This is a genomic window from Rhizobium sp. 007 (assembly GCF_015353075.1).
Lineage (GTDB): Bacteria > Pseudomonadota > Alphaproteobacteria > Rhizobiales > Rhizobiaceae > Rhizobium.
Genome location: NZ_CP064188.1, coordinates 398,718 through 415,295, shown reverse-complemented (window position 1 = coordinate 415,295; position 16,578 = coordinate 398,718). Strand labels below are relative to the sequence as shown.

The window sequence follows — 16,578 nt, the reverse complement described above, 5'->3', positions numbered from 1 at the left end:
GGGAGGTCTCCGGCGCGTGGACGGGCGAAGTCTCGCCGATGATGGCGCGAGCATTTCGGGGAGACCGATAAAACGTCGGAATTCGATCCTTCTGGCCCTTCGGCTGAAAATGTGCGGGCGATTGATCGGCTTGACGAAGAAAACCATGCATCGTGATCTTTTTAGTGATATAGTGATTGACTCATTATACCAGTATATGATCCTATCGGACTGAGAAAAGGTGAGGGAAATATGACTAGAATTGCCCTATTCGGCGCAGGCGGAAAAATGGGATATCGGCTTGCCAAGAACCTCAAGGGTTCGCGTTTCGACGTGCGCCATGTCGAGGTTAGCGACGCCGGCAAAGTCCGACTGAAGAATGACCTCAACCTCGAATGCATGCCGGTCGATGCCGCCCTTGATGGCGCGGAAGTGGTCATCCTTGCCGTGCCGGACACGGCGATCGGAAAAGTCGCGGCAGGCATCGTCGACAAGCTCAAGCCCGCCACCATGGTCGTGGCCCTGGACGCTGCGGCTCCCTTTGCCGGTCATCTGCCAAAGCGCGACGATCTCACCTATTTTGTCACCCATCCCTGCCATCCGCCAATCTTCAATGACGAGACGGAGATGCAGGCGAAGAAGGACCATTTCGGGGGGGTGTTCGCCAAGCAGCACATTGTTTCGGCGCTGATGCAGGGACCAGAAAGCGCATACGCGCTCGGCGAGGAGATCGCCAAGGTCATCTGGGCGCCCGTCATGCGCTCGCACCGGGTTACGGTCGACCAACTTGCAATGCTCGAACCTGGCTTGTCGGAAACCGTCTGCGCATCGCTCCTCGTCGTCATGCGACAGGCCATGGACGAATGCGTCGCGCGCGGCGTGCCTGAGGAAGCGGCCCGCGACTTCCTGCTCGGCCATATGAACGTGCTCGGCGCGGTCATCTTCAAGGAAGTTGACGGCGTGTTTTCGGATGCCTGCAACAAGGCGATCGAGTTCGGCATCCCTGCGCTGATGCGCGAAGATTGGAAGAAGGTATTCGAACCACAGGAGATCGCCGAAAGCATCCGGCGTATCACCTGAACTGACCTGGGGAGGCAACGCCTCCCCTCAACCGCCCCAAGGGAGACGGGGCGCTATTTACATTCACACCCGGGAGGAGAAAATGAGACTAACACGTAAATTGACAATTGCGGCCTTCGCCGGCGCAATGGCGCTCGCAACGGCCATTCCGGCATATTCGGCCGACCTTATCGCCATCATCACGCCGGCCCATGACAATCCCTTCTTCAAGGCCGAAGCCGTCGGTGCCGAGGCCAAGGCGAAGGAACTTGGCTACGAAGCCCTCGTCATGACGCATGACGATGACGCCAACAAGCAGTCCGAAATGATCGACACCGCAATCGGAAGGGGCGCCAAGGCCATCATCCTCGATAATGCCGGTGCAGACGCCTCTGTCGCGGCCGTCAAGAAGGCCAAGGATGCGGGCATCCCCTCTTTCCTGATCGACCGCGAAATCAATGCGACGGGGGTCGCCGTTGCCCAGATCGTTTCCAACAACTACCAGGGTGCCCAGCTTGGCGCGCAGGAGTTCGTCAAGTTGATGGGTGAAAAGGGCAATTATGTCGAGCTAGTGGGCAAGGAGTCCGACACCAATGCCGGCATCCGCTCCCAGGGATACCATGACGTTATCGACGACTATCCGGACCTGAAACTGGTCGCCAAGCAGTCGGCGAACTGGAGCCAGACGGAAGCCTATTCGAAGATGGAGACAATCCTCCAGGCCAATCCCGACATCAAGGGCGTGATTTCGGGCAACGACACGATGGCCATGGGCGCGATCGCAGCCCTCCAGGCTGCCGGTCGCAAGGACGTGATCGTCGTCGGCTTTGACGGTTCCAACGATGTCCGCGACTCCATCAAATCCGGCGGCATCAAGGCGACCGTCCTGCAGCCGGCCTATGCCCAGGCGCAATTGGCCGTCGAACAGGCAGACGCCTACATCAAGAACAAGACGACACCCAAAGAAGAAAAGCAGCTCATGGACTGCGTTCTCGTTAACGCCGACAATGCTGACAAGCTCGAGACCTTCGCGCTCACTAACTAACCGCAGCCGTGTCTTGCAGAGGGCGCAGCACTGCGCCCTCTGCAGTGCATATTGTATGACGTCGAGGTTCATTGCATGTTGAGAATGAAGGGCGCTCTGCTCGCTGCAGTCGTGGCGGCGGCCTTGCCCGGTTGCAAGATCATCAAGACACCGACCGCAGAGGAAAAGGCGGCGGCAGCGGCCAAGACCGCCTTCGACCCGAATGCAAAGGTCGAGGCAATCTGGCAGCCCCAGGTCGTACCCTATTTCGAGAAGCGCGCAGGCGAGCTGAAAGAAGTCTTGCAGCTGGCCACCTCCAGCCCAGACCAGGCGGGAGAGAGATATGGCAACCCGCGCAAGCAGAGCAGCTCGCCGTGGACCTATGCGGTGAAATTCACCGGCAAGGTCATTGCGGCCGACACGGCATCGCGTGCAGCAACGCTCGATGTCGACGCCGATGGCGACGGAAAAGCCGATGCAAAGGTCCAGATCGGGCCGGCTGTGCGCGGCACGGCGTTGCGCGACACGCTCGACTTCGTCAATTTCAACGAATTCAAGAACCAGATCGAGTGGGCGCAGTTTGGCAAGGCGTTCAACGAGAAGGCCAATACGGCCTTCCTGTCCGCTATCTTCCGCGACGGCCTAGCCGGCAAAACAGTGACCGTCATCGGGGCCTTCCCTCTGCCAAACAGCGGACAGCTTCCACTTGTTACGCCTTGCCAACTGACGGTGGCATCATGACGGCGATCGCCACACCGAAGGACGACATTATCCTCCGCCTCGACGACGTGTCGAAGGTCTATTCCGGCATCGTCGCGGTCAAGCGCGCCAATCTCGAGCTGCACCGAGGTGCCGTTAACGTCCTGGTCGGCGAAAACGGCGCGGGCAAATCGACGCTCATGAAGATTATCGCCGGGGTCGAGCGCCCGACACTCGGCCGCATCATCCTGGATGGTGAGCCGGTCTCGTTCGCCAGCCCGGCCGATGCGCAAGCCTACGGAATCGGCATGATCTTTCAAGAGCTCAATCTCTTCGCCAACATGTCGGTCGCGGAGAACATCTTCGCCACTCGCGAGATCACACGCGGCCTGTTCGGCATCGACCACAAGGCACAGGCCGCGAAAGCCAATGAATTTCTGAAGCGTCTGGATGCCGGAATCGAGGCCGAAGCGATGGTCGAGGATCTGCCGATTGGCCAGCAGCAGCTCGTCGAAATCGCCAAGGCGATGTCGCTGAATGCACGCATCCTGATCATGGACGAACCAACCTCTGCCCTCTCGGCCGCCGAAGTCGAAGTCCTCTTTAAGGTGATTGCGGAGTTGAAGGCTCAGGGGGTGGCGATCGTCTACATTTCACACCGGCTTGAAGAGCTGATGCGCATCGGCGATTACATCACGGTGCTGCGCGACGGCCAGATTACCGGCCAGGCGATGGTTCGCGATATCGATACACGCTGGATCGTGCGCTCCATGATCGGCTCTGATGCTAAGGATTTCGCAAAGTCGGCAGATCACGCCATCGGAGACGAGGTCTTCCGCGCCGAAAACATCAGCCTGCCGCGACCGACGGGCGGGCTTGCGGTCGACAATGTCTCGCTTTCCGTCAAAGCGGGCGAAATTCTCGGCATCTATGGTCTCATGGGCGCCGGGCGCAGCGAATTCTTCGAATGCGTGATCGGACGTCACCTGCACTCGACGGGCAAGATCTTCATCGAAGGCAAGGAAGTACGCGCCCGCGATACCACCAGGCGTATCCGCCGCGGCCTTGCGCTCATTCCGGAAGACCGGCAGCGGGAGGGACTGGTCCAGGTGCTCTCCATCGCCTCCAACCTGACCTTGGCAAGCCTTGGTCGCTTTACCCGCCTCTTCCATATCGACAGCGGCGCCGAGAAGAACGCCATTCGCGATGCGATCCGGGACCTCTCGATCAAGGCGCCCAACCCGGATTTTGAAGTGACCTCGATGTCGGGCGGCAACCAGCAGAAGGTGGTCATCGGCAAGGCGCTGATGACCAACCCAAAAGTGCTTTTGATGGACGAGCCAAGCCGCGGCATCGATGTAGGCGCCAAGGCCGATGTCTTCCGCACCATGCGCCGGCTGGCGGCAAACGGGCTCGCCATTCTGTTTTCGACTTCTGACCTCGAAGAGGTCATGGCGCTTTCCGATCGCATCGCGGTCTTGAGCAACGGCCAACTGGTGGCCGTTTTCGATCGCAGCGAGGCAAAGGAAGAAGCCATTGTCCAGGCTTCAGCCAAGGGACATGGACATCAAGGGAAACACGCGTCATGACGGCCGCTACTTCATCCACCTCATCGCCGGCGAGCGCGAACGGCTCTTTCCTCCTGACGCTGATGAAGCTCAGAACCTTCATCGCGCTCTTCGCCGTCATCGTCTTCTTCGCGATCTTCGCACCGAACTTCACCTCGACTGCGAACATGATCCTGATGTCAAAACACGTCGCGCTCAATGCCTTCCTGGCGATGGGCATGACGTTCGTCATCATCACCGGCGGCATCGACCTGTCGGTCGGATCGATCGTCGGGCTTTGCGGCATGGTCGCCGGCGGTTTGATCCTTTACGGCATCGAGCTGCCAATCGGCTACACCATCTATTTCAACCTGTTCGAGATCGTTTTGATCACGCTCTCGATTGGCCTGATCATCGGGCTGATCAACGGGCTGCTCATTACGAAGCTCAACGTTGCCCCGTTCATTGCGACGCTCGGCACCCTGTATATCGCCCGCGGTCTCGCGCTGCTTTCCTCAGACGGTCAGACCTTTCCGAACCTTGTCGGCCGGCCTGAATATGCCACGACCGGCTTCGACTTCTTTGGCGCAGGTCGGGTGCTCGGCTTGCCGGTATCGATCTGGATCCTCATCGCGCTCGCCTTGCTTGCAGCTTATGTCGCGCGCTCGACGCCGATCGGCCGTCATATCTTCGCCGTCGGTGGCAACGAGCGCGCAGCGCGCATGTCGGGGATCCGCGTCGATCTCGTGAAGATCTTCGTTTATATGTTCTCCGGCCTTTGCGCGGCCATCGTCGGCGTCATCATCTCATCGGAACTTATGGCCTCGCACCCGGCGACGGGTGAGAGCTTCGAACTCAACGCGATCGCTGCGGCGGTTCTTGGCGGAACATCGATGTCGGGCGGCCGCGGGACGATCGGCGGAACGATTATTGGCGCCTTCGTCATAGGCATCCTGTCGGACGGGCTGGTGATGATGGGCGTCTCGTCCTTCTGGCAGATGGTCATCAAGGGACTGGTGATTATCATTGCCGTGGTTGTCGATCAGGCCCAGCGTCGACTGCAGCAACGCGTTACTCTCATGCAGATGGCAAAGGCGGGTTGAAATGACCGAATTGAAAGGTGCATTGATCGGCTGCGGCTTTTTCGCGATCAACCAGATGCACGCATGGAACGATGTCGAAGGCGCCAGGATCGTCGCGATCTGTGACCGCGATCCGGCAAGGTTGAGGGTCGTCGGAGATCAGTTCGGCATCGATCGTCGCTATAGCGATGCCGAAGCACTGTTTGCAGACGGCGGTTTCGATTTCGTCGATATTGCCACGACGGTAGAGAGCCACCGCGCCCTGGTGGAAATGGCGGCCCGGCACAAGGTACCGGCCATCTGCCAGAAGCCGTTTGCCAAGACGCTGTCGGATGCAAAGATCATGGTCGAGACGTGCCGCAATGCCGGCGTTGCGCTGATGGTGCACGAGAATTTCCGCTGGCAGACGCCGATCCAGGCGGTTCGAAAGGCGCTGGAGGCGGGCGCAATCGGCACACCCTTCTGGGGACGTTTCTCCTTCCGTTCCGGCTATGACGTCTTCTCGGGACAGCCGTATCTGGCAGAAGGTGAGCGGTTCATCATCGAGGACCTCGGCATCCATGCACTCGACATTGCGCGCTACATCCTCGGCGACGTCTCGGCAGTCACGGCCCGCACGACGCGGATCAACCCCAAGATCAAGGGCGAGGACGTCGCGACTATCCTGCTTGACCACAAAAACGGCGCCACATCGGTCGTCGACGTCAGCTATGCCACGAAACTTTCGACCGAACCGTTCCCCGAGACGTTGGTCGAGCTTGATGGATCCGAGGGCACGATCCGGCTCACCCAAGGTTACGGCCTCAAAGTGACCAACGCGCAGGGCACCACCACCACGAACGTGTCTCCGAAGCTGCTGCCATGGGCGTCACGGCCCTGGCATAACATTCAGGAGAGCGTGTACGCGATCCAGCAGCACTGGGTCGACCAGTTGAAGCGCGGCATGGAACACTCGACCTCCGGCGCCGACAATCTGAGGACATTCGCACTCGTCGAGGGAGCCTATGAAAGCGCGGCGAAGGGTCAGACGATCGATGTCGGAGCGATGCTGCAATGACGGTCGATCCATTTCTGCTCTACGGCACCCGCCTCGTCGAACCGAAGCCGGTCCGACTGCGTGCCGGAAAACTGGAGGCCGATCTTGCCAATGGCAGCCTCCGCACCATTACCTATGACGGAAGCGAGGTGCTGAGAGCAATCTCCTACCTTGTGCGCGACCGGGACTGGGGCACCTTGAGCCCGGAGATCTCCGACCACAAGATCAGCCAGAAGGACGATGGTTTCGAGGTCGGCTACCGGGCTCGGTGCGACGGACCGCAGCACACGACGCTCGTCATCGACGTTCGCATCGTTGGAAGCACCGACTGGCTCGACTTCGAGGCCGAAGCTGTCTCGGAAACAGGCTTCGAGACCAACCGCTGCGGCTTCTGTATCCTGCATCCGATCGTTGGAATAGCCGGAACGCGGGCTGCCGTCGAGCACGTCGACGGCAGGATCGTCGCGACAAGGTTTCCTGATTTGATCGAGCCGTGGCAACCGTTCAAGGAGATGCGCGCCATCAGCCATGACGTCATGCCTGCCGTCAAGGCCGAATGCAGGATGGAGGGCGACAGCTTTGAAATGGAAGACCAGAGAAACTGGTCGGATGCCTCATTCAAGACTTACGTCAGACCACTCGCCCTTCCGTGGCCTTATGCAATTCCAAAAAATCGGCCCGTCCGGCAGAAAGCATCGCTCATCATCAGGGATGGCCGCCGCGGCCAACGCCCCTCGGCTGCGGCCTTCGGCAAAACTATAAAACTCAACCTCGGGGCGCGGACCGGTACCATGCCGGCAATCGGTCTAATCATTACACCCGAGGAAGCTGATGCGACGCTCTCGGCAAAGACGATACTATCGGAAATCGCTTCCCAGGAACTCCTCTTCCATTTCGATCCTGGTTCTGGACATGGCGTCGAAGCACTCAACCGGTTCGCCGCAATCGCCGCCATTCACCGCGGACGCTCGACGCTGGAGATCGCACTTCCCTGCAAGCAATCCCCATTCTTCGAGGCGGCCGAGATTGCCCGACAGATGCAGTCGGCGGAATTCAAACCGGATGCGATCATGATCTCGCCCTCGGTCGACCGGCAATCAACACCGCCCGGCAGCAAATGGCCCGACTGCCCACCTCTTGAAGAGGTCTACGCGGGAGCCCGCTCGGCCTTTTCGGGCATTCGCATCGGCGGCGGCATGCTGAGCTATTTTACTGAACTCAACCGCAAACAGGTACCGGACGGACCCCTTGACTTCATCAACCACTGCACCAACCCGATCGTGCATGCGGCCGACGATCTCAGCGTCATGCAGACATTGGAGGCCCTGCCCTTCATCACGCGCTCCGTGCGTGCCATCTACGGCCGGAAGCCCTACCGGATCGGCCCGTCGACCATCGCGATGCGACAGAACCCCTATGGCAGCCGCACGATGGATAATCCGTCGGGTGCACGCATCCCCATGGCCAACCGCGACCCGCGGCATAACGGACGTTTCGCGGAGGCCTTTGCACTTGGTTACGCCATCCGAGTGCTGGATGCCGATCTCGAATGCCTGACGCTATCGGCGTTGACCGGTCCGTTTGGTTTGATCGCCGGTCCGACTGAACCGATCGAGGAAGGTGGCCGGCGCCCGCTATTCAATACGGTGCGGACGCTGTCTGCATTGGCTGGTTCATCCTGGCAGGAGTGCCTGTCCTCCTCCCCCGCCGAGGTCCTGGCATTTGTCGTTAACGGCACCAGAGCGGCAAGGCTTCACATTGTCAACCTGACGGGCAGCGAACAAACCATCGATCGTGGCGCGTGCACGAGAGTGTCAGGAGATGCGAGCGCAATCCTTCAACTCGCCCCGCTCGCGACAGCGGTCTTGCCACTTGCGGATTGACCTTCAGCGTCGCAACTGCATCTATGACATCGTGCCTCGATCAGGGGAGGATCGGCGTGAAGACCAAGAAGCTTATCAATTTCGGTGCAAACGTCGTCGATGAGATGCTGCAAGGTGTCCTGGCGGCTCATCCGGACCATCTTTATGCGGCCGAGGACATGCCACGGGCGATCATTGCCAAAAACGGGCCTCGCAAAGGCAAGGTCGGGCTGGTCATCGGCGGCGGATCCGGGCACGAACCGACATTCCTCGGTTTTGTCGGCAAGGGGCTCGCAGACGCTGCTGCTGTAGGCAATGTATTCGCATCGCCGCCGCCCGATCCCATTATCGCGTCTGCCAAAGCCGTCGACGGCGGTGCCGGTGTTCTTTTCATGTATGGCAATTATGCCGGCGACGTCATGAACTTCGATATGGCCGCCGAAATGCTTGCCCTGGACGACATAGAAGTGCGGACCGTTCTGACGACGGACGACGTTGCCTCGGCCCCTTCGGATCAAATGCACAAGCGACGCGGCGTGGCGGGCAACGTTTTCATATTCAAGGCCGCTGGTGCGGCATGCGATCTTCTGTATTCCCTCGACGACGTCGAGCGCGCCGCCCGGCACGCCAATTCGCGGACCTACACGATGGGCGTCGCGCTCTCGCCGTGCTCGCTGCCTCAGACGCTCAGACCGAACTTCCTGATCGGCGAAGACGAGATGGAGATCGGGATGGGAATTCACGGAGAGCCCGGCGTGGCTCGCGGGCCGCTGAAAACGGCCGACGAGGTGACCGACGAACTCATGGACAGCATTCTTCGGGAGATGAATGCCAGTCCCGGCGATCGTGTCGCAGTCCTGGTCAACTCTTTGGGTTCGACGCCGATGATGGAACTCTACATCATGATGCGTCGCGTGAAGTCCCGGCTTGATGATACCGGACTTGTCATCCACACGTCACTCGTTGGAAATTACTGCACGTCGCTTGAAATGGCCGGCGCCTCGATCACCGTCATGCACCTCGATGAGGAGCTTCAGCGCTTGATCGACCATCCCTGCGATTGCGCCATGTTTACGAGGTGACCAATGGCGATCACAACCAGGGACCTGCAGCACCTGTTTGCGCGCATCGCCGAGGAGATGGCGAAGAACCGCGACCGTCTTTGCGAGTTGGACGGTGTCATCGGCGATGGGGACCATGGCCTCGCGATGGACGCTGGTTGCCAGGCAGTCGCGAAGGCCGTTGGCGAACTCGACTCCACCCAGACTGCGCCGACGCCTGTGTTCAACACCGCCGCCAAGGCATTTTTGAACGCGGTCGGCGCTTCCTCGGGGCCCTTGTATGCCACGGCATTCATGCGCGCCGGATCTGCCGCGAAGGAAAAGCAGGCATTGAGCGACGACGACTTCCTATCTGTTGTCGCGGCGATGGTTCAAGGCATCCATGAGCGCGGCAAGGCAGAGCTCGGCGAGAAAACAATGATGGACGCCTGGGGGCCGGCGGCAAACGCTGCGCTGGATGCCCGGCGTCGGGGAGCTTCCCTTTCCCAATGCTTGGTGGCGGCCGTTCAAGCGGCGCGCGACGGCTGTGAGGCGACGAGCGGCATGATCGCGGGCAAGGGTCGCGCAGCCCGGCTGGGTGATCGGGCAGTGGGACACGTCGATCCGGGCGCGGCGTCGGCCGTCATCATGATTGAAGCGATGGCGCGGTTCGCATCTACGCGTGATGGTTAGCTCATCATTGCTCGGGATGCTCGAGATCCTGACCTAAAAGGCGAAGATGCCACTCATCCGGCATCAGCCGAACGGCCGCAATGCCCCTTCCATCTCTTTCGCTCGCGTCGGCTTGCCGGAGCCCGGCAACCCCAACCATCAGATGAAGCGTCGCCCGCTCGCAGTCGGCTCGGAGGACATTACTCTGACAAATAAAGCGGATGACCACTCTGGCACGTCGGGGCAGTTCTCGAGGCGGCGAAAAAGGATGCCGGACAACGACGCCCGAAGACGAATTCGACAGACCCGCCCATGGTTGTTCGCGTACGGCTCGCCATCGCCGGCCGTCCCAATCGCGTCGAGGAGGCGCGCCGTTCATCGAGAAGCTCCGGCGGCAACGTGGCTCTCGCCGGCGCGATGTCAGGGCTGCCTCACGATCAAAGCCGGCACATGACATTGGGTTTGGCCGGCGTCTTCTTGCGCGGGACCTACAAGGACTTGGATCTGCGCAGGCGGCCGAAGCGGAAACCGTCGGCTACGGCCGCACGAACCATCATCATTTCTCCGATCGTTTCATGCGTCAGAAGACCGATGAGATGATCGGCACCGTCCACGACCGCGATCGCCGGCACATTTCCCTGTTGCATCAAACGCAAGCTATCTTCAAGGCTTTTGCGATGATGGATTCTCGGAATGTCGGTACGCATCGCGCTTGCAACCGGCGTGTCCGGACCTTTGTCCTTCAAGGCGCGTATCATGTCGTCGCGCGTCAGCAGCCCTTCAAAGCGGCCGGCGGAATCGGTTACCGGAAATTCGCGCTGGGTTGTCGCAAGCAGCATCTCGATCGCCTCGTCGATACTTGCCGAGCGTTCAAGTTCTACGAATTTAGTGACCATCACGTCGCTGATGAGAACTCTGCTGGAGAGCTCGCGGATCTGCGCATTCTGCGCTTCAGCCGTTGCTGCGAGGTAGACGAAGATGCCGATGAAAATCAGCAGTGGATTGTAAAGAAGGCCGACGAAACCAAAAACAAAGGCTAGGCCTTGGCCGATCGTAGCGGCTATCTGCGTCGCGCGTGACCAGGTGAAGCGCGATGCGAGGGCAGCCCGCAGCACCCGTCCTCCATCCATCGGGAAGGCGGGGATCATGTTGAAAAGTACGAGGAAGATATTGACGCCGGCAAGCCTAGCCAGGAAACCGCCCCCAGGATCCTCGACATCGGCCATCTGCTCGATGCCCGCTGACGCGCCGATGGCAAGAATGATCAGCGCCGCAATCGCGACGTTGACGAGCGGGCCGGCGATGGCAATCAGCAGCTCCTGATGAGGCACCTCGGGCATGCGTTCAAGACGGGCGACGCCGCCGATCGGTAGCAGTGTGATATCAGGCGTCTTGATCCCGAAGTAGCGCGCAACGGCAATGTGACCGAACTCGTGCAGCACGACGCAGACGAAGACGGCGATGATGAAGGCGATGCCGCCCCAGGCCGCCTGCATGCCTCCGATCCGGTAATGCGTCATCCAAATCCAGACGAGCAGCAGCGCAAAGGTAATGTGAACCCGTACGGCCGTGCCGGCGATCGTACCCATCTTGAAGGACCAACCCATCGATCATCCCCTTGAGCTTTGCGAAGCTTGGGCCGATTTTAACGGCATCAGATTGCCGAGCTCCATCGGAAAAGGAAATATGATCGTCGAGGTCTTCTCGCCAGCGATCACGTTCAGCGTACTTAGATAGCGAAGCTGCATGGCCTCCGGCTGCCTGGCGAGGATTTCGGCGGCTTCAAGCAGCTTTGCTGCAGCCTGCTGCTCACCTTCGGCATTGATGACCTTGGCGCGCCGTTCGCGTTCAGCCTCCGCCTGCCGGGCGATCGCACGGACCATGGATTCATTGATGTCCACATGCTTGATCTCGACATTGGCGACCTTGATGCCCCATGCGTCGGTCTGCGCATCCAGGATTTCCTGAATGTCGCTGTTGAGCTTGTCGCGTTCGGCCAGCATCTCGTCAAGATCATGCTTGCCGAGGACCGAACGCAGCGTTGTTTGAGCGAGCTGGCTCGTTGCCGCCATGAAGTCCTCGACCTGGATCGTCGATCTTTCCGGATCGATGACCCTGAAATAAATGACAGCGCTGACGCGGACAGAGACATTGTCATGTGAGATAACGTCCTGACCGGGCACATCGAGCACCCGCGTGCGCAAGTCCACCCGGATCATTTGCTGGACATAGGGGATCAACAGGATCAAGCCGGGGCCTTTGACGCCGGTGAAGCGGCCGAGCGTGAACACGACGCCGCGCTCATATTCGCGCAGGATTTTGATCGCCGATGCGATCACGAGCAGCAAAACGAGGATGACCACAAGATAAAATGCGAGTTCTGCAAAAATGCCCATGACGCTTCCTCCTGCTTTCTGAAAGCCGCTAAGTCTCCTGCGCCCGGCGGACGACGTCTAAAGTCAGCCCGTTTCGACCGGTCACCCTAACGCTATCGCCGGCGACTAGCGGTTCGCTGGAGGTTGCCCTCCAGCGTTCGCCATGCGCGATGACATATCCCGAGGCGCCCTTCCAACTGTCGACTTTGCCCGAAATACCGATCATCTGCTCGGTGCCGGTGCCGACGTTGCGCCGATGCGAAACGATTGCGAGCCGGGCAACGATGAGACTGAAAGCGAAACAGGCAATGGCGATGCCGGCCAGTACGGACGAGGAGACTTCGAGCTCGGGGAGATCCGTGTCGAACAGAAGAGCCGCGCCGAGCACCAGTGCAATCCCGCCGCTGATGCCGAGGGCACCAAAAGAGGGCGCGTGCGCCTCGGCCACTGTCAAGCCGGCACCAAGGGCGAGCAATCCAACGCCGGCGTAGCTGACCGGCAGCAATGCCAGGGCATAGAGTCCAAGCAGCAGGCAGATACTGCCGATTGTACCGGGCATCAGTGTTCCCGGGGCAAGAAATTCGAAGATCAGCCCGTATATGCCAACCACCATGAGGATAAGGGCAATGTTCGGATCGGTAATCACGGAAAGCAGACGCGTTCGCCAATCCGGTTCGAGTACGTGAACAGCAAGCCCGGCGGTTTCGAGCAGGATATCCCTTTGGCCGACCCGCACCATGCGCCCTTGAGCCTGCCTCAGGAGATCCTCGATGGTGGCTGCGGTATAGTCGATTACATGCTCTCGTGCGGCGGCGGCTGATGAAAGGCTTGCAGCTTCGCGCACGGCGCGCTCTGCCCAGTCGGCATTGCGATTGCGCAGTTCGGCAAGTCCGCGAATATAGGCGACAGCATCGTTGACGGCTTTCGCTTCACTGGCATTACGTGGTGACTGCGGCTGCCTGCCCGGCTCCTTCGGTTCATCCTTGCCCGGTTCCGTGTCGCCATCGAAAGGGCTTCCGCCAAGCGAAATCGGTGTCGCTGCGCCCAGATTGGTGCCCGGGGCCATGGCTGCAATGTGGCTGGCGTAGAGAATATAAGTACCGGCACTGGCAGCACGTGCGCCACTCGGTGCCACAAAACTTGCCACGGGCACTGGCGAGGCGATGATCGCGCGGATGATGTCCCGCATCGAAGTGTCGAGGCCGCCCGGCGTGTCGATCTGCAGGACGACCAGGCTCGCACTGATTTCATCGGCATGTTGAAGACCGCGTTTCACATAGTCAGCCATCGCTGGTCCGACAGCACCGTTCAACTTCAGCACGATGGCAACGCGCTCTGCTGCAAACGCAGAAGCTGCGGAAGCGAACGGCGAAATCAGGATCAACGACAAGGCGAGTATCGACGACATTCGCCGCCAAATCCCTAAGCGCCTTGGCCTCTTCCATAGGATATTCATATTCGAGAATATATGGCGCGGCGGCCAAATGGTAAGGCGAACCTCGTTTCCGCCACGCACGAAGCTAACGACGGGTCCTAGGCTCCGTTCGTCTCATTTTGCTTAGCTGAACTCGCTTGCGACAGAACAGTATCGACACAAAAGCTCCGCGAAGTCATTTTGGCGCCTCTGTTAAAGTTTGTTATTCCAGCTGACACAGCATTGACAGCTATATTGCCCGATCTTAGCCGTCCTGGGTCCTGGGACGTCGGACACCGAACGATGAAAGCCAAGATATCGCTGGAAACTCACGGCGCGCGTAAGGGTGGACGGCTGGTCCATGTCGGGAGCGTCACGGGCGGCTTCAAGGAGGGCGTGGCATGGCAAATTGCAGGCTGGGTTCAACCGCTTTACGGTGAGAAAACCACCCGTCGAATACACCGATCGGCTCAAGGGCATTGTCTGGGTGAGGCCGACGCCGATTGCCGAAATCGAATCTCGGGCATGGACGCATGATGGGAAGCTACGGCAACCGCCATCAAGGGACTGCGCGAGATGCAGGAAACGCCGCATCATCCAACGGGCGCGTTGAAGCCATACGCCTCACGCACATTAGGTTCCCATATTTGGACGTTCATGCAACCTTTCTAAAGCATTAAGTATGGCGTCAAACAACGCCCAACAGTAGGGAGCGCGATTAATTGAGCGAGTTCGAGTGTACGCGTGGCAACAGTGCGTTGCGAACCTTATCGAGCAAAATTTGTTACCTGATCATTGCTGTCATTTTGCTGGCCTTGTGGGGAGGGACGGCTAAAAGGCACGAGGCGCATCAGTCGGCAGTTGCTGAGATTAACGGTCAACGGAACTAGGGGGCGGATCATTCGGTCCGGCCGAGAACGTTGAAAGGCAGAAGTACCTTCGTCGATCATCTTGCTGATATCGGCGTAGACCGCGTCCTGATTGGCGGAGAGTCATCCGGTGCGCATCTCGGATGTGAAGCGCTCCTTCATCTGCGGTTGGTCGGGAAGATCAGCCGCGTTGCCGGGTTCTACCTAATGTGCGGCGGTTTTGACCTGGATGCTGCGCGGAGTCTGCGCAAGGCGTCTCGCTCTGTTGCGAAAACCACACCGAAACCTAATGCTACCCATGTCAGCGCGGTTAGGATGTCTCCCAGAAATGCTTTGTCGCGCTCCGTCATGGGCGCCTTGCCATGACCAAACCCGCAGCCACCATCGCCGCGCCCCACGCCAAAAAGCCGATATCCCAGTATAGCCATGCTTCCCGGTCGACCGTCTCGTTGACGTGATGAATGCCTAGGACCTGGTGGTTCACAAGCCCCTCGATCACGTTGAACAGTCCGAAGCCGATCAACATTGTTGCGATCAGCACCTTCGTCGACCAGCGGAAGTGCGCGAGCCGGGCCGATCGCCATAGGATGAACAGTGCGCTGAGCACGAAAAGGTAGGTCGCCGAGTGGAAGACGCCGTCCCACAAAGTATTCAGCTCGAGGTTCTCAATCGAAGTGATCGGATACCAGGAGCTGAGCATGTGATGCCATTGCAGGATTTGATGTAGGACGATGCCGTCAAAGAAGCCACCAAGGCCGAGGCCGAACATAATGCCTGCCGTCCAGGGGAAGCTTTGGCCGGCTTTTGAACTGACCATCGTCACGCGGCTAGCAGGATAGCAGCCATCGCGACCGCGGAGATGACGCCAACAAGATTGAGGCCCAGCGAGACGAGCTCGCTTATTCGCTGCTTATCGTGCTGGCCAAGTCCATCGCCTGTACCCAAGACGGCCACTGCGCCTGCAACGATCCAACATGTCAACGTCAGCGAGCCGAGAAGGAGCGCCAAATTTGTCGCGTCATTCATTCGAGCTTCCTCATTTGGTGCTTCCCCAACCGCATCAGCATCCAATTGTTCCGGCCCCCTCAAAGAAAGGAGTCACCGGCGGCACTGGCCTCGCGAGTTGCCTTGAATGCCGCAATCTCGTGCTGCACGATGCCGACGGCTTGATGGTCGCTCGCAGCAGCGCATTGGCCTTTCGTCTGGCGTGACTTATCGGGAGTTTCCTTCAAGGCACGCGGATCATCACATACACGGTGCGGTGCTTCGAGGACTGCGGACGCGGCCTTGTGCCGGTCGTTGTCTTCTTTCGCCAAGACTTCCCCCACGTCCGCGGAACGGGCGGACCGGTGCAACTGGGGCCCAGCATCCCTGTGCGGGCTGACCAAGCAGGGCTTGAAGCTCTGGGTCGGGATCGCGGTTGGGCGAAAGGGCCCGGCCGGTCTGACCGATTCGACGACCAGCCCTTCCCTTCCGTCTCCCTGCTTCTATTATCGGATTGAAAGCCACAATTTCTGACGCTATATATTGTCAGTAAGTTTGGCAGTGTGGAACGGAGGTGAGAGAAATGGGTCTTGCCCAATATGCGGATAACGGGCTGTTTGCACCGCGAAAAATCGCGGACGCTTTCCACACGACCAGAGAAGAGATCGCCCGCACGGCCGGACTCGGCAAGGACGCAATCCAGCGCAAGGACCGTATCCGCTCCGGCAAGACGCAGCGGCGTCTGCGCGAGATGATCGAGGTCGTCAACAAGGTCGAGCCGCGTTTCGGCTCAGCTCTGATGGCCTATGCCTGGTACCGCTCCGAGCCCCTGTCCGGCTTCTCGGGCCAGACGGCCATGCAGCTGGTGCGAGACGGCCGTTCGGATGAGGTGCTCGACTATATTGACGCGGTCGACGCTGGCATACATGCATAGTC

General features: G+C 59.5%; 17 protein-coding genes. 11 read left to right on the top strand and 6 right to left on the bottom strand.

Annotation, left to right across the window (positions count from 1 at the left end; genetic code table 11):
- Nucleotides 1–231 precede the first annotated feature (231 nt).
- From ISN39_RS23030 to dhaL, 9 genes are all read left to right on the top strand, one after another.
- Nucleotides 232–1,059 carry a phosphogluconate dehydrogenase C-terminal domain-containing protein gene (locus ISN39_RS23030; protein WP_194730588.1) on the top strand — a complete coding sequence of 276 codons (828 nt, stop codon included), beginning with the start codon at nt 232–234 and terminating at the stop codon, nt 1,057–1,059.
- An 82-nt stretch (nt 1,060–1,141) separates the two neighbouring features.
- Nucleotides 1,142–2,083, top strand: coding sequence for a D-ribose ABC transporter substrate-binding protein (locus ISN39_RS23025; protein WP_074072624.1), 942 nt, complete (start codon nt 1,142–1,144; stop codon nt 2,081–2,083).
- Between the two features lie 75 nt (nt 2,084–2,158).
- Nucleotides 2,159–2,803: a DUF2291 domain-containing protein gene (locus tag ISN39_RS23020; protein WP_194730587.1), complete on the top strand. Its 645-nt coding sequence runs from the start codon at nt 2,159–2,161 to the stop codon at nt 2,801–2,803.
- On the top strand, nt 2,800–4,350 hold the full coding sequence (locus ISN39_RS23015) for a sugar ABC transporter ATP-binding protein (protein WP_194730586.1): 1,551 nt from the start codon (nt 2,800–2,802) through the stop codon (nt 4,348–4,350). Before ISN39_RS23020 ends, ISN39_RS23015 begins: the two co-directional genes overlap by 4 nt.
- Nucleotides 4,347–5,411 (top strand): ABC transporter permease, encoded by a 1,065-nt coding sequence (locus ISN39_RS23010; protein WP_074072626.1) that lies wholly within the window; start codon nt 4,347–4,349, stop codon nt 5,409–5,411. Before ISN39_RS23015 ends, ISN39_RS23010 begins: the two co-directional genes overlap by 4 nt.
- Before the next feature lies 1 nt (nt 5,412).
- Nucleotides 5,413–6,447, top strand: a complete 1,035-nt coding sequence (locus ISN39_RS23005; protein WP_194730585.1) for a Gfo/Idh/MocA family oxidoreductase — start codon at nt 5,413–5,415, stop codon at nt 6,445–6,447.
- Nucleotides 6,444–8,309, top strand: coding sequence for a hypothetical protein (locus ISN39_RS23000; protein ID WP_194730584.1), 1,866 nt, complete (start codon nt 6,444–6,446; stop codon nt 8,307–8,309). Before ISN39_RS23005 ends, ISN39_RS23000 begins: the two co-directional genes overlap by 4 nt.
- Before the next feature lie 56 nt (nt 8,310–8,365).
- Nucleotides 8,366–9,370: a dihydroxyacetone kinase subunit DhaK gene (locus ISN39_RS22995; RefSeq protein WP_194730583.1), complete on the top strand. Its 1,005-nt coding sequence runs from the start codon at nt 8,366–8,368 to the stop codon at nt 9,368–9,370.
- A 3-nt stretch (nt 9,371–9,373) separates the two neighbouring features.
- On the top strand, nt 9,374–10,021 hold the full coding sequence (gene dhaL / locus ISN39_RS22990) for a dihydroxyacetone kinase subunit DhaL (protein ID WP_194730582.1): 648 nt from the start codon (nt 9,374–9,376) through the stop codon (nt 10,019–10,021).
- Nucleotides 10,022–10,488: 467 nt separating this feature from the next.
- Here the strand turns inward: dhaL and ISN39_RS22985 are convergent, their stop codons facing one another.
- Genes ISN39_RS22985 through ISN39_RS22975 form a run of 3 tightly spaced genes read right to left on the bottom strand, consistent with a single transcriptional unit; the run spans nt 10,489 to nt 13,783 of the window.
- A complete protein-coding gene (locus ISN39_RS22985) occupies nt 10,489–11,607 on the bottom strand; it encodes a site-2 protease family protein (protein ID WP_074072631.1) in 1,119 nt (372 codons plus the stop codon).
- 3 nt (nt 11,608–11,610) lie between these two features.
- The gene (locus ISN39_RS22980) at nt 11,611–12,396 is read right to left on the bottom strand and encodes a slipin family protein (protein ID WP_194730581.1); all 786 of its coding nucleotides are present in this window, start codon (nt 12,394–12,396) and stop codon (nt 11,611–11,613) included.
- Nucleotides 12,397–12,424: 28 nt separating this feature from the next.
- The gene (locus ISN39_RS22975; protein ID WP_194730580.1) at nt 12,425–13,783 is read right to left on the bottom strand and encodes a nodulation protein NfeD; all 1,359 of its coding nucleotides are present in this window, start codon (nt 13,781–13,783) and stop codon (nt 12,425–12,427) included.
- Between the two features lie 309 nt (nt 13,784–14,092).
- Here ISN39_RS22975 and ISN39_RS22970 point away from each other — a divergent pair, with 309 nt between their 5' ends.
- The gene (locus ISN39_RS22970) at nt 14,093–14,326 is read left to right on the top strand and encodes a hypothetical protein (RefSeq protein WP_194730579.1); all 234 of its coding nucleotides are present in this window, start codon (nt 14,093–14,095) and stop codon (nt 14,324–14,326) included.
- A 678-nt stretch (nt 14,327–15,004) separates the two neighbouring features.
- Here the strand turns inward: ISN39_RS22970 and ISN39_RS22965 are convergent.
- The 3 genes from ISN39_RS22965 to ISN39_RS22955 are packed head-to-tail and all read right to left on the bottom strand — an operon-like array spanning nt 15,005 to nt 15,974.
- Nucleotides 15,005–15,427 carry a DUF2243 domain-containing protein gene (locus ISN39_RS22965; RefSeq protein ID WP_246763397.1) on the bottom strand — a complete coding sequence of 141 codons (423 nt, stop codon included), beginning with the start codon at nt 15,425–15,427 and terminating at the stop codon, nt 15,005–15,007.
- Nucleotides 15,428–15,477: 50 nt separating this feature from the next.
- On the bottom strand, nt 15,478–15,684 hold the full coding sequence (locus tag ISN39_RS22960) for a hypothetical protein (protein ID WP_074072635.1): 207 nt from the start codon (nt 15,682–15,684) through the stop codon (nt 15,478–15,480).
- Between the two features lie 59 nt (nt 15,685–15,743).
- Nucleotides 15,744–15,974: a hypothetical protein gene (locus tag ISN39_RS22955; RefSeq protein WP_194730577.1), complete on the bottom strand. Its 231-nt coding sequence runs from the start codon at nt 15,972–15,974 to the stop codon at nt 15,744–15,746.
- Nucleotides 15,975–16,225: 251 nt separating this feature from the next.
- Between ISN39_RS22955 and ISN39_RS22950 the strand changes: the two genes are divergently transcribed.
- Nucleotides 16,226–16,576 carry an antitoxin Xre/MbcA/ParS toxin-binding domain-containing protein gene (locus ISN39_RS22950; protein WP_074072636.1) on the top strand — a complete coding sequence of 117 codons (351 nt, stop codon included), beginning with the start codon at nt 16,226–16,228 and terminating at the stop codon, nt 16,574–16,576.
- The last annotated feature ends 2 nt before the right edge of the window (nt 16,577–16,578 follow it).

What these genes read in the sequence shown, in the direction of transcription:
- ISN39_RS23015 (WP_194730586.1), top strand. Translation starts at nt 2,800, where the DNA reads ATGACGGCGATCGCCACACCGAAGGACGACATTATCCTCCGCCTCGAC.
- ISN39_RS22950 (WP_074072636.1), top strand. Translation starts at nt 16,226, where the DNA reads ATGGGTCTTGCCCAATATGCGGATAACGGGCTGTTTGCACCGCGAAAA.
- ISN39_RS22975 (WP_194730580.1), bottom strand. Translation starts at nt 13,783, where the DNA reads ATGTCGTCGATACTCGCCTTGTCGTTGATCCTGATTTCGCCGTTCGCT.
- dhaL (WP_194730582.1), top strand. Translation starts at nt 9,374, where the DNA reads ATGGCGATCACAACCAGGGACCTGCAGCACCTGTTTGCGCGCATCGCC.
- ISN39_RS23025 (WP_074072624.1), top strand. Translation starts at nt 1,142, where the DNA reads ATGAGACTAACACGTAAATTGACAATTGCGGCCTTCGCCGGCGCAATG.
- ISN39_RS23010 (WP_074072626.1), top strand. Translation starts at nt 4,347, where the DNA reads ATGACGGCCGCTACTTCATCCACCTCATCGCCGGCGAGCGCGAACGGC.
- ISN39_RS22965 (WP_246763397.1), bottom strand. Translation starts at nt 15,427, where the DNA reads ATGTTCGGCCTCGGCCTTGGTGGCTTCTTTGACGGCATCGTCCTACAT.
- ISN39_RS22980 (WP_194730581.1), bottom strand. Translation starts at nt 12,396, where the DNA reads ATGGGCATTTTTGCAGAACTCGCATTTTATCTTGTGGTCATCCTCGTT.
- ISN39_RS23000 (WP_194730584.1), top strand. Translation starts at nt 6,444, where the DNA reads ATGACGGTCGATCCATTTCTGCTCTACGGCACCCGCCTCGTCGAACCG.
- ISN39_RS22985 (WP_074072631.1), bottom strand. Translation starts at nt 11,607, where the DNA reads ATGGGTTGGTCCTTCAAGATGGGTACGATCGCCGGCACGGCCGTACGG.
- ISN39_RS23030 (WP_194730588.1), top strand. Translation starts at nt 232, where the DNA reads ATGACTAGAATTGCCCTATTCGGCGCAGGCGGAAAAATGGGATATCGG.
- ISN39_RS22970 (WP_194730579.1), top strand. Translation starts at nt 14,093, where the DNA reads ATGAAAGCCAAGATATCGCTGGAAACTCACGGCGCGCGTAAGGGTGGA.
- ISN39_RS23005 (WP_194730585.1), top strand. Translation starts at nt 5,413, where the DNA reads ATGACCGAATTGAAAGGTGCATTGATCGGCTGCGGCTTTTTCGCGATC.
- ISN39_RS23020 (WP_194730587.1), top strand. Translation starts at nt 2,159, where the DNA reads ATGTTGAGAATGAAGGGCGCTCTGCTCGCTGCAGTCGTGGCGGCGGCC.
- ISN39_RS22960 (WP_074072635.1), bottom strand. Translation starts at nt 15,684, where the DNA reads ATGAATGACGCGACAAATTTGGCGCTCCTTCTCGGCTCGCTGACGTTG.